Annotated in this window: 9 protein-coding genes; 7 read left to right on the plus strand and 2 right to left on the minus strand. The window is 70.6% G+C overall.

All coding sequences use genetic code 11. The features are described from left to right. Positions 1 to 9: 9 nt before the first annotated feature. The gene (locus ACFVYR_RS03160; protein ID WP_384247949.1) at positions 10 to 861 is read right to left on the minus strand and encodes an SMP-30/gluconolactonase/LRE family protein; all 852 of its coding nucleotides are present in this window, start codon (positions 859 to 861) and stop codon (positions 10 to 12) included. Next, the gene (locus tag ACFVYR_RS03165; RefSeq protein ID WP_384247950.1) at positions 858 to 1,628 is read right to left on the minus strand and encodes an IclR family transcriptional regulator; all 771 of its coding nucleotides are present in this window, start codon (positions 1,626 to 1,628) and stop codon (positions 858 to 860) included. The genes ACFVYR_RS03160 and ACFVYR_RS03165 overlap by 4 nt, the downstream gene beginning before the upstream one ends. A gap of 205 nt (positions 1,629 to 1,833) precedes the next feature. On the opposite strand from ACFVYR_RS03165, the gene ACFVYR_RS03170 reads away from it, so the two are divergent. From ACFVYR_RS03170 to ACFVYR_RS03200, 7 genes are all read left to right on the plus strand, one after another. Continuing rightward, positions 1,834 to 3,000 (plus strand): mandelate racemase/muconate lactonizing enzyme family protein, encoded by a 1,167-nt coding sequence (locus ACFVYR_RS03170; RefSeq protein ID WP_384247952.1) that lies wholly within the window; start codon positions 1,834 to 1,836, stop codon positions 2,998 to 3,000. Further along, positions 2,997 to 4,010, plus strand: coding sequence for a zinc-binding dehydrogenase (locus tag ACFVYR_RS03175; RefSeq protein ID WP_384247953.1), 1,014 nt, complete (start codon positions 2,997 to 2,999; stop codon positions 4,008 to 4,010). The genes ACFVYR_RS03170 and ACFVYR_RS03175 overlap by 4 nt, the downstream gene beginning before the upstream one ends. Before the next feature lie 211 nt (positions 4,011 to 4,221). Further along, a complete protein-coding gene (locus tag ACFVYR_RS03180; protein WP_384247954.1) occupies positions 4,222 to 5,196 on the plus strand; it encodes a hypothetical protein in 975 nt (324 codons plus the stop codon). Between the two features lie 3 nt (positions 5,197 to 5,199). Then, positions 5,200 to 6,309: a multiple monosaccharide ABC transporter substrate-binding protein gene (chvE, locus tag ACFVYR_RS03185; protein ID WP_384247956.1), complete on the plus strand. Its 1,110-nt coding sequence runs from the start codon at positions 5,200 to 5,202 to the stop codon at positions 6,307 to 6,309. 17 nt (positions 6,310 to 6,326) lie between these two features. Further along, positions 6,327 to 7,880 (plus strand): multiple monosaccharide ABC transporter ATP-binding protein, encoded by a 1,554-nt coding sequence (gene mmsA, locus ACFVYR_RS03190; protein WP_384248032.1) that lies wholly within the window; start codon positions 6,327 to 6,329, stop codon positions 7,878 to 7,880. Positions 7,881 to 7,888: 8 nt separating this feature from the next. Further along, the gene (gene mmsB, locus ACFVYR_RS03195) at positions 7,889 to 9,121 is read left to right on the plus strand and encodes a multiple monosaccharide ABC transporter permease (protein ID WP_384247957.1); all 1,233 of its coding nucleotides are present in this window, start codon (positions 7,889 to 7,891) and stop codon (positions 9,119 to 9,121) included. Positions 9,122 to 9,169: 48 nt separating this feature from the next. Next, positions 9,170 to 10,333: an aldose epimerase family protein gene (locus ACFVYR_RS03200; protein ID WP_384247959.1), complete on the plus strand. Its 1,164-nt coding sequence runs from the start codon at positions 9,170 to 9,172 to the stop codon at positions 10,331 to 10,333. Positions 10,334 to 10,391: the final 58 nt, after the last annotated feature.

Here is a 10,391-nt window from a genome sequence, read left to right on the forward strand (position 1 = left end):
CCGCGAGTCTCAGCCCGCGAAAGGGACGCCAGGCATGCCATGGCCCGCGTCCGGCACGACCAGGAGCGAGCCCGAGAGGGGGTGCGGGCGGTCGAGGCCGGTGCGGGCCGTGGTGATGTACAGGTCGCGCAGGCCGGGGCCGCCGAAGGCGCAGGCAGTGGGGCGGCGCACCGGCAGCCGCACGACTCTGTCGAGCCTGCCCTCGGGGGTGTAGCGGCGGATCGCGGCGCCGTCCCAGAGGGCGACCCAGACACAGCCGTCGGCGTCGACGGTGAGGCCGTCGGGGAAGCCCGCTCCTTCCTTGATGTGCGCGAACGGGCGTCTGTTCAGCGCGCGTTGACCGCTGTGGTCGAGTACGTCGATGCGCCGGGTGGGGCTGTCGACGTAGTAGACGAGCCGCCCGTCGGGGCTCCAGCCGGTGCCGTTGCTGACGGCCACCGAGCCGAGCAGTTCGGTGACGGTGCCGTCGGGGGCGACGCGGGTGAGGGCGCCGCCACCCGGCGCCTCGTCGTAGCGCATGGTGCCCGCCCAGAGCGCGCCGTCGGGCGCGACGGCCGCGTCGTTGCCCCGGCGGCCCGGCACCGGATCGCGCACCAGCCAGGCGAAGGGGGCGCCACCGGGTCCGTACAGGCCGATGCCGTCGCGGAGGTTGACGACCAGGCCGCCGCCCGCGCGGGGCTTCGCGGCGCCCACGTGCTGCTCGGTGGCCATGACCGTGCGGCGGCCGTCGCCGGGCGCGTAGGTGTGCAGGCGCGAGCCGAGGATGTCGACCCAGATCAGCCGCTGGGCCGCCGCATCCCAGGTGGGGCCCTCGCCGAGCGACGCCTGCGCGCGCACGGCCACTTCGTACGCGTACGTCATCGCGCGCCCCGGTGGCCGAGGCGCACCGACAGGTCACCGGCGCCCTTCGCGGCCAGCTCGGCGAGTTCGCTCTCGCGCTCCTCGCTCCAGCGGATCATCGGCACGGAGATGGAGAGGGCGGCGACGACCTGCCCGGCGCCGTCGCGCACCGGCGCCGCCACGCAGCTGACGTCGGGGTTGGACTCGCGGTGCTCGACGGCGACACCCCGCCTGCGGATCCCGGCGAGCGCGGTCAGGAGCTCGTCGCGATCGGTGATGCTTGCGGCGGTCATGGCGGTGAACTCCCGCCCCCGGAGACGGGCTTCGAGCTCGGTCGGGGGCAGCGAGGCGAGCAGCATCTTGCCGACAGAGGTGCAGTGCGCGGGAAGCCTGCGGCCCGCCGCGGAGACCATCCGCACGGCGTGCGTGGAGTCCACCTTGGCGATGTAGATGACGTCGGTGTCCTCCAGGATCGCCACGTGGACGGTCTCGTCGCAGGTCTCGGCGACCTCGCGGGCCACCTGCCGGCCCTCCGCGGCGAGGTCGAGCTGTTCCGCGTACCGGCTGCCGAGCTGGTAGGTGCGCACGCCGAGGCGGTAGCGGCCGGGCTGGTCCGGCAGCTGGACGAGGTAGGAGCGGGCGGCCAGGGTGGTCAGCAGCTCGTGCACGGTGGTGCGCGGCAGCTGGAGCTTGCGGGTGACCTCGGGCGCGGACAGCGTCCCGTCACCCTCGAGGAACAGTTCGAGTATGTCCAGCGATCTGGTCACCGCGGGCACCAGTCGTCCCATGAGTTCGGCCCTCCACCGTGCGCGTCCGAAACTTCGGTCGCCGATCGATATGACGAACACAGGGTAGGCACGGCGCAGTTCGCGGCGCAATGGCCTCCAAGACCGTTCCGCGCGAACCATTGACACCTTCCGGCCACCGTGAATACCGTCACGCCAACATTTCGAACGTGTGACGAAATATCGAACAAGTCAAGGGACAGCTGCCTTGCGCATCACGGGAATCAGCACGCATGTGGTCGGAACGCCCTGGCGGAATCTCACCTACGTCCAGGTCCATACCGACGAGGGCCTGACCGGTGTCGGCGAGACCCGCATGCTCGGCCACACGGACGCACTTCTGGGTTACCTCAGGGAGGCGGAGGCCAATCACATCAAGGGGTCCGACCCGTTCGCGGTCGAGGATCTCGTGCGCCGGATGAAGTACGGCGACTACGGCCGGGCCGGTGAGATCGTGATGTCGGGCATCGCCGTCATCGAGATGGCCTGCTGGGACATCAAGGGCAAGGCGCTGGGCGTCCCCGTCTGGCAGCTCCTCGGTGGCAAGGTCACCGACCGCGTCAAGGCGTACGCCAACGGCTGGTACACCACCGAGCGCACCCCGGAGGCGTACCACAAGGCAGCGCAGGCGGTCATGGAGCGCGGGTACCGCGCCCTGAAGATCGACCCGTTCGGGACCGGCCACTACGAACTGGACCACGAACAGAGCCTGTACGCGGTGTCGTTGATCGAGGCGGTGCGCGACGCGATCGGGCCCGACGCCGAACTGATGCTGGAGATGCACGGCCGGTTCTCGCCCGCCACCGCGATCCGCCTCGCCCGCGACCTCGCGCCGTTTAGGCCGGCGTGGCTGGAGGAGCCGGTGCCGCCGGAGAACCTGAAGGCCCTGGCGAAGGTCGCCGCCAAGGTGGACATGCCGGTGGCGACCGGTGAGCGCATCCACGACCGGATCGAGTTCCGCGAGCTCTTCGAGAGCCAGGCCGTCGACATCATCCAGCCGGACGTCGGCCACATCGGCGGCATCTGGGAGACCCGCAAGCTGGCGGCCACCGCCGAGACGCACTACATGCTGGTGGCCCCGCACAACGTCGGCGGCCCCGTACTGACCGCGGCCTCACTCCAAGTCGGCTTCACCGCACCGAACTTCAAGGTCCTTGAGCACTTCAACGACTTCGCGGACGCGGACATCAAGAAGGTGGTGAAGGGCGCACCGCGGGTCGACCCGGAGACGGGCTGCTTCCACCTGTCGCACGAGCCGGGCCTCGGCGTCGAGCTCGACACGGACGCGGCGGCCGAATTCCCGCAGCAGCAGGCCCGGTTCGACCTGTGGGCCGAGGGCTGGGAGAAGCGGGCGCCCGGCGGAGCCGGGAGGTGAGCAGCCGCGCGGTCGTCGTCGACCGGCCGGGCGTGCACCGCCTCGTCACCGGCGACGTGCCGGTGCCGGGGCCCGGTGAGGTCCTGGTCGAGGTCGCCGCGGCCGGGATCTGCATGAGCGACCGCGAGGTGTACGACGGACACCGCGACGCCGCCTACGTCCGCTACCCGGTGGTGCCGGGCCACGAGTGGTCCGGGACCGTGGTGGCCGTCGGCTACGGCGTCGACGCCCACCTCGTCGGGCGCAGGACCGTCGCCGAGGGGTTCCGGGCGTGCGGGGTGTGCGAGCGCTGCCGGTGCGGTGAGACGAGCCTGTGCACCGGCGGCTACGCGGAGACCGGGTTCACCGAGCCCGGCGCCTTCGCCGACCATCTCACCGTCCCCGCACGGCTGTTGCACCTGCTGCACGACGACGCGGACCTGCGCGCCGCCGCACTGCTCGAACCGTCCGCGGTGATCGCGGCGGCCGTGCGGACCGGGCGCCCACGGCCCGGTGAGCGCGTCGCGGTGGTGGGCGCGGGCACTCTCGGACTGCTCGCCGTACAGCTTCTCGCCGCGTCGAACCCGGCCGAGCTGACCGTCGTCGACCCGCGCGCGGCCCGCGGGGAGCAGGCGCAGGAGTTCGGGGCGACGCGCGCGCTGTCCCCCGCGGAGGCGGAGTCGGCGTACGGCTCCTTCGACCTCGTGGTGGAGACCGCGGGCGCGCCGACCACGGCCGCCTCGTCCTGCCTGCTGGCCCGCAGGGGTGGACGGGCCGTGCTCACCGGCATGTTCGCGCCGGGGGCCGTCGGCATCGACCCGGTGCATCTGTCCCTCAGTCAGCTGGAGGTGCGCTCCGTCTTCGGGGCGCCGTCCTCGGCCTGGTCGGAGGCGGTGCGGGCGTTCGGGCTCGGGCTGCTCGACCCGGCGCCGCTGATCACGCACGAGTTCCCCCTGGAGCGGTACGGGGAGGCGGTCGCCCTCGTCGGGGGCGGTGATCCCGGGACCGGCAAGGTCCTGCTGCTGCCCTGAGCGGCTCCCTGCCCCGAGCGGCTCCCTTGTCCGCGGGCCGCGGGGGTGCCGGTCGCGCGGTTCCCCGCGCCTCCGAGCACGACACCGCGGCGCCCCGTGTGACGCGTGGCTACCCCCGTACACCCCCGTACACCGCCGTACATCCCCGTACACCCCAGACACGAAGCTCGTCCGGCCTCCCGGGCAAGGCGATTCGACGCGAAGGACGACTGTGACCGACCCCTCCACCTGCCTCCCCCGGCCGCCCGGCGAACCCGCGCTCACCGCCCTCGGGCTCGCCGCCCCCTCCCCCGATCCCGCGGACGCCTCCCCGCACACCTTCCCCGACGGCGGCACCTGGCGCACCGAGATCCCCTCCGTCGAGGGGCCCGAGGCGCTCGCCGTGGTGCTCAAGGAGAGTGCGCGCCTCGACGTGCCCGTTCACCGCATCAGCCAGGGAAGCGGCGTCTGGATGCTCACCGACGTCGAGATCACCGAGATGGTCGAGGCGTGCGCCGAGCGCGACATCGAGCTGTGCCTGTTCACCGGGCCGCGCGGCACGTGGGACACCGGCGGCTCCACCCGTACCGACTCCGGCGGCGCCGGGCTGCGGGCCCGGGGCCACGACGCGCTCGCGGGCTGCGTCGAGGACGCCGTGCGTGCCACCGGACTCGGCGTGCGGTGCCTGCTCGTCGCGGACGAGGGCGTGCTGTGGACGCTGCACCGGCTGCGCACCGCCGGCGTCCTGCCCGCCGCCACCACCTTCAAGCTGTCCGCGCTGACCGGCCCGGTCAACCCCGCCTCGTACGCCGTGTACGAGCGGCTCGGCGCCGACTCGCTCAACGTGCCGTCCGATCTGACCCCGGCCCACCTCACCGAGATCCGCAGGGTCAGCCGCGCCCCCATGGACATGTACGTCGAGGCGCCCGACGACCTCGGCGGCTACGTCCGGATGTACGAGGTCGCCGAGCTGATCCGGCGTGGCGCCCCCCTGTACGTGAAGTTCGGCCTCGCCAAGGCCACCGGCATCTACCCCTACGGCGCCCACCTGCGCGAGCACGCCCTGGCCACGGCCCGTGAGCGGGTCAGGCGCGGCCGGCTCGCCCTCGATCTGCTCGCCCGGCACGGCGCGGACGGCGGCATGTCGCCGCGCGGCTCGCGGCACCCCGGCGAGCTGTGCCGTTTCCCCGTCCCGGAAGGGGACTGACCCATGCGCACCCGCACACTCGCCGTCGCCACCGCAGCCGCGCTGCTCGCCGTGTCGCTCTCCGCCTGCGGTCAGGAGGCCAAGGGCGGCAGCCGCTACAAGCCGGACGACGGCAAGGGCGGCACGATCGGTCTCGCCATGCCCACCAAGTCCTCCGAACGGTGGATAGCCGACGGCAAGAACATGGCGGAGCAGTTCAAGAAGGCCGGCTACGAGACCGACCTCCAGTACGGCGACGACAAGGTGGAGAACCAGGTCGCCCAGATCGAGAACATGATCACCAAGGGGCACCGGCTCCTGGTGGTCGCCGCGATCAACGGCTCGGCCCTGACCGACGTACTGAAGCGGGCGCACGAGGCGGGCATCCCCGTGATCTCGTACGACCGCCTCATCCTCGGCACGAAGAACGTCGACTACTACGCGTCGTTCGACAATGAACGCGTCGGCCGCATCCAGGGCCAGTACCTCGTCGACAAGCTGAAGCTCGGCAAGGCCGAGAAGGGCGCGGGCGAGCCCCGCTCGATCGAGCTGTTCGCGGGCGACCCGGACGACAACAACACCAAGTACTTCTGGAACGGCGCCATGGAGGTGCTCAAGCCGTACTTCGACAGCGGTCAGCTCGTCGTGCGCAGCAAGCAGACGCGGATCAACCAGGCCACGACCCTGAAGTGGGACGGCGGCACCGCGCAGAAGCGCATGGACGACCTGATCAGCAAGAGCTACGGCGAGCAGCGCGTCGACGCGGTGCTCTCGCCCTACGACGGCATCTCCATCGGCATCATCTCGGCGCTGAAGAGCGCGGGGTACGGCACCAGGAGCGAGCCGCTGCCGGTCATCACCGGGCAGGACGCCGAGCTGGCCTCGGTGAAGTCGATCATGCGGGGCGAGCAGACGCAGACCGTCTTCAAGGACACGCGGAAACTCGCCGCGCAGACGGTGAAGATGGGCGACGCCGTCCTGAACGGCAAGAAGGTGCAGGTCAACAATGTGAAGGACTACAACAACGGCGAGAAGACCGTGCCGGCCTTCCTGCTGAAGCCGGTGAGCGTAGACAAGTCCAACACCCGGCTCCTCGTCGACGAGGGGTACTTCACGGCAGGGCAGCTCAAGTGAGCGCGCCGCTCCTGGAGATGCGCGGCATCACCAAGACGTTCCCCGGCGTCAAGGCGCTCTCCGACGTGCATCTGTCCGTGCGGCCCGGGGAGATCCACGCCATCTGCGGGGAGAACGGCGCGGGCAAGTCCACGCTGATGAAGGTCCTCAGCGGGGTGCACCAGCACGGCAGCTACGACGGCGAGATCCTCTTCGAGGGCGAGCGGATGGCGTTCAAGGACATCCGCGCCAGCGAACGCCACGGAATCGTGATCATCCATCAGGAGCTGGCGCTCGTCCCGTACTTGTCGATCGCGGAGAACATCTTTCTCGGCAACGAGCAGTCCACCCGGGGCTTCATCGACTGGAACGACACGCTGCGCCGGGCGAGCGCCCTGCTGAAGCGGGTGGGCCTGCGCGAGAAGCCGCAGACGCCGGTCTCCGACATCGGCGTGGGCAAGCAGCAGCTGGTGGAGATCGCCAAGGCGCTGTCGAAGGAGGTGAAACTGCTCATCCTCGACGAGCCGACGGCCGCACTCAACGACGAGGACAGCGGCAAGCTCCTCGACCTGATCGTGGAGCTGCGCGGACAGGGCGTCGCGAGCATCATCATCTCGCACAAGCTGGGCGAGATCCGGCAGATCGCCGACGCGGTCACGATCCTGCGCGACGGGCAGGCCGTCGAGACACTGACCGTACGCCAGAGCCCCGACGCCCTGGCCCAGTTGTCGGAGGACCGCCTCATCCGGGGCATGGTCGGCCGCGACCTGGACCACCGCTTCCCCGACCGCACACCGTACGAGGGCGCGGACGCGGGCGAGCCGGCGCTGTCCGTCGAGGGCTGGACGGTGCGGCATCCGGTCGACCACCAGCGCACAGTCGTCGACGACGTGTCGCTGACGGTGCGGCGCGGCGAGATCGTGGGCATCGCGGGTCTGATGGGCGCGGGCCGCACCGAGCTGGCGATGTCCGTCTTCGGGCGGTCGTACGGGCAGTACGTCGCCGGAAGCGTGGCCGTGAACGGCCGCCCGGTGGTGACCAGGACGGTGCCGGCGGCGGTCGGCGCGGGGATCGCGTACGTCACCGAGGACCGCAAGCGCTACGGCCTGAACCTCATCGACAACATCAATCGCAACGTCTCGCTGGCCTCGCTGCCCGGCATGCGCGGGCGCCGCGTCGGCGGCTTCGTCGACGAACACCACGAGCGCCAGGTCTCCGAGCGCTACCGGAAGTCGATGAACATCAAGACGCCCACGGTCTTCGAGCAGGTGGGCCGCCTCTCCGGCGGCAATCAGCAGAAGGTCGTCCTGAGCAAGTGGATCCACGCCGACCCCGAGGTCCTGATCCTCGACGAGCCGACGCGCGGCATCGACGTGGGCGCCAAGTACGAGATCTACACCGTCATCGACAGGCTCGCGGCGCAGGGCAAGGCGGTCCTGTTCATCTCCTCCGAACTGCCGGAGCTGCTCGGGATGTGCGACCGGATCTACACGATGGCCGAGGGCCGCCTGACCGGTGAGGTCACGCGCGCGGAGGCCACCCAGGAAGTCCTGATGCGCCATATGACCAAGACCAGAAGCACCAGGAGCTGAGGCCCGCCATGACCACCACGACCACGCCCCCACGCGATTCGTCCGCCGCGCCGCCGCCCGTCGCACGGCGGGCCGGCGCGCTGCTCATCGAGAGCATGCGCGCCAACATGCGCCAGTACGGCATGCTCGTCGCCCTCGCGTTCATCGTCGTGCTGTTCCAGATCTGGACCGACGGCACGCTGCTCCTTCCGAACAACGTCTCCAACCTGATCCAGCAGAACGGCTACATCCTCATCCTGGCCATCGGCATGATGATCGTCATCATCGCCGGCCACATCGACCTGTCCGTCGGCTCCCTGGTGGCCTTCGTCGGCGCCATGTCGGCGGTGATGATGGTCAAGCACGACATGCCGTGGGTGCTCGCGCTCGTCCTCTCCCTCCTGATCGGCGCGGTCGCGGGCGCGTGGCAGGGCTTCTTCATCGCCTACGTCGGCATCCCGTCGTTCATCGTGACGCTGGCCGGCATGCTGCTCTTCCGGGGCCTCACGCAGATCGTCCTGGAGGGCCAGTCGCTCGCGCCGTTCCCCGAGGGCTTCCAGAACATCGCCAAGGGCTTCATCCCGGAGATGGGCCCGTACACGCAGTACCACAACCCGACGCTCGTCCTCGGCCTCGCCACCGTCGCGTTCCTCCTCCTGCGTGAATGGCGGGACCGCAAGCGGCAGTCGGCCTTCGACCTGGAGGTGCTTCCGGCCGGTCTGTGGGCGGCGAAGTGCGTGGCGATGACGGCGGCGGTGGTCGCCTTCACGCTGACGCTCGCCAGCTTCCACGGGGTGCCGGTCGTCATGCTCATCATGTGCGGGCTGCTGATCGGCCTCGGCTATGTGATGCGCAACGCCGTCGTCGGCCGGCACGTGTACGCGCTCGGCGGCAACAAGGCCGCGGCGATGCTCTCGGGCGTCAAGGACAAGCGGGTCACCTTCCTGGTCTTCGTCAACATGGGCGTCCTCGCGGCGCTCGCGGGCTGCGTGTACGCGGCCCGCCTCAACGCGGGCACCCCCCAGGCGGGCCTGAACTTCGAGCTGGAGGCCATCGCGGCCTCGTTCATCGGCGGTGCGTCGATGAGCGGCGGCGTCGGCACGGTGCTGGGCGCCGTGATCGGCGGCCTAGTCCTCGGCGTGCTCAACAACGGCATGTCACTCGTCGGCATCGGCACGGACTACCAACAGGTCATCAAGGGGCTCGTGCTGCTCGCCGCGGTCGGCTTCGACGTCTGGAACAAGCGCAAGGTCGGCCGGTAACCGCACGTCTCTCCCCTCTCCCCCTCTGGAGCCGCAATGGAGTCGCACATGGAATCGAGCAGACGCACCGTCCTGGCCACCGCCGCCGCGGCCGGCCTCTCCGCAGCCGTCGCGGGCACCTCGTACGCGTCACCGGGTGGCGCCGAGCGCGTGGCGAAGCCCACGAAGGAGCTGTTCGGCAGGCTCGCCGACGGCACCAAGGTGTACCGCTGGTCGCTGGCGAACGGCGGCACGCGCCTGAAGGTGCTCTCCTACGGCGGCATCGTGCAGTCCCTCGAACTCCCGGACCGGCACGGCGGGTACGCCAATGTCTCGCTCGGCTACGACACGATCGAGGCGTACGCCGCGGGGACCACGTTCTTCGGGGCGCTGATCGGCCGCTACGGCAACCGCATAGCCCGCGGCCGCTTCACCCTGGACGGCAAGACCCACCAGCTCTCGGTCAACGACGGGGAGAACAGCCTGCACGGCGGCGCCAAGGGCTTCAACACGCGGGTGTGGGACGTGGAGCCGTTCACCGGCTCCACCGGGGTCGGCCTGGTCCTGCGGTACGTCAGCACCGACGGCGAGATGGGCTACCCGGGGACGCTGCGGGTGAAGGTGACGTACACCCTCACCGCGCGCGGCGACTGGCGGATCGACTACGCGGCCACGACCGACAGGGCCACCGTCGTGAACCTCACCAACCACACGTACTACAACCTCGCGGGCGAGGGCAGCGGCGGCATCTACGACCACGAACTCACGTTGCGCGCGGGGCGGTTCACGCCGACCGACAAGGGGCTGATCCCCACCGGCGAGCTGGCGCGGGTGGCGGGCACGCCCTTCGACTTCCGGCGCGCGAAGACCGTCGGCGAGGACATCCGCGCCGCGCACCCGCAGCTGATCACCGCCAAGGGCTACGACCACAACTGGGTCCTCGACAAGGGCATCACGCGCCGCCCCGAGCACTTCGCGACGCTGCGCGACCCGGAGTCCGGGCGCACCATGCAGATCGACACGACGGAGCCCGGGGTGCAGTTCTACTCCGGCAACTTCCTGGACGGCACCCTGACAGGACCCTCGGGCCGCACCTACCGCCAGGGTGACGGGCTCTGCCTGGAGACCCAGCACTTCCCCGACTCCCCGAACCAGCCGTCGTTCCCCTCCACGGTGCTGCGCCCCGGTGAGACCTACCGCTCCAGCACGGTGCACCGCTTCTCGGCGCGCTGAGCCCGGCGGGACCCGAGAACGGCCGCGGCCCGGACACCCTTCCCTCAGGTGTCCGGGC

It is taken from the genome of Streptomyces sp. NPDC058284, from assembly GCF_042881135.1.
Classification (GTDB): domain Bacteria; phylum Actinomycetota; class Actinomycetes; order Streptomycetales; family Streptomycetaceae; genus Streptomyces.

Coding starts and splice junctions, on each gene's coding strand:
- ACFVYR_RS03160 (WP_384247949.1), bottom strand. CDS start 861: ATGACGTACGCGTACGAAGTGGCCGTGCGCGCGCAGGCGTCGCTCGGC.
- ACFVYR_RS03165 (WP_384247950.1), bottom strand. CDS start 1,628: ATGGGACGACTGGTGCCCGCGGTGACCAGATCGCTGGACATACTCGAA.
- chvE (WP_384247956.1), top strand. CDS start 5,200: ATGCGCACCCGCACACTCGCCGTCGCCACCGCAGCCGCGCTGCTCGCC.
- mmsA (WP_384248032.1), top strand. CDS start 6,327: ATGCGCGGCATCACCAAGACGTTCCCCGGCGTCAAGGCGCTCTCCGAC.
- mmsB (WP_384247957.1), top strand. CDS start 7,889: ATGACCACCACGACCACGCCCCCACGCGATTCGTCCGCCGCGCCGCCG.
- ACFVYR_RS03200 (WP_384247959.1), top strand. CDS start 9,170: ATGGAATCGAGCAGACGCACCGTCCTGGCCACCGCCGCCGCGGCCGGC.